The sequence below is a fragment of the Streptomyces sp. AC627_RSS907 genome (assembly GCF_019049165.1).
Window position 1 is genome coordinate 1 of sequence record NZ_JAGMUE010000251.1, and the last position, 929, is coordinate 929.

1 protein-coding gene is annotated in these 929 nt (G+C 68.8%); it reads left to right on the forward strand.

Features of this window, described 5'->3' with window-relative positions:
• Positions 1–37 precede the first annotated feature (37 nt).
• A partial coding sequence (locus KUM32_RS44110) for a ketoacyl-synthetase C-terminal extension domain-containing protein (protein ID WP_308408779.1) occupies positions 38–929 on the forward strand: 892 nt, incomplete at its 3' end.

Below are 929 nucleotides of genomic sequence, written 5' to 3' on the forward strand. Positions count from 1 at the left end.
GGGTCACCCGGTCCTGGCGGTGGTGCGTGGTACGGCGGTGAATCAGGACGGTGCGTCGAACGGGTTGACGGCGCCGAATGGTCCGTCGCAGCAGCGGGTGATTCGTGCGGCTCTCGGTAACGCGGGTCTGGCTGCGTCCGAGGTGGATGTGGTGGAGGCGCACGGGACCGGGACGAGTCTGGGTGATCCGATCGAGGCGCAGGCGTTGCTGGCGACGTACGGCCAGGGGCGGGACCGTGGCGGTGAGCCGTTGTGGCTGGGTTCGGTGAAGTCGAACATCGGTCATACGCAGGCGGCTGCGGGTGTGGCTGGTGTCGCGAAGATGGTGCTGGCGATGCGGCATGGTGTGCTGCCGGCGACGTTGCATGCGGATGAGCCGTCTCCGCATGTGGAGTGGGCGTCGGGAGCGGTGGAACTGCTCACCGAGGCCCGGCCGTGGGAAGCTGCTGAGGACCGGCCGCGTCGGGCGGGTGTCTCGGCGTTCGGTGTCAGCGGCACGAACGCGCATGTGATTCTGGAGGAGCCTTCGGCGGTCGAAGGTTCTGGTGTGGTCGTGGCGGGTCTCCCGGTGGTTCCGGTGTTGCTGTCGGGTGCGGATGATGCGGCGTTGCGGGCGCAGGCGCGGCAACTGCTCGACCTTCCGGGCCTGGAGACGGCGGGGCTGATGGAGTTGGGCGCCGCGTCGGTGCGGCGGGCTGCGCTCACGCATCGGGCGGTGGTGCTCGCCGGTGACCCTGATGGGTTGAACGGTGGTCTGTCTGCGGTGGCTTCCGGGGCGGGGGGCTTGACCGGTAATGCCAGTTCGGGTCGGGTCGCGTTCCTGTTCACGGGTCAGGGTGCGCAGCGGGTGGGGATGGGCCGGGGGTTGTATGAGGCGTTCCCGGTGTTCGCGGATGCTTTCGATCAGGTGGCGTTGTATGTGGACGTGC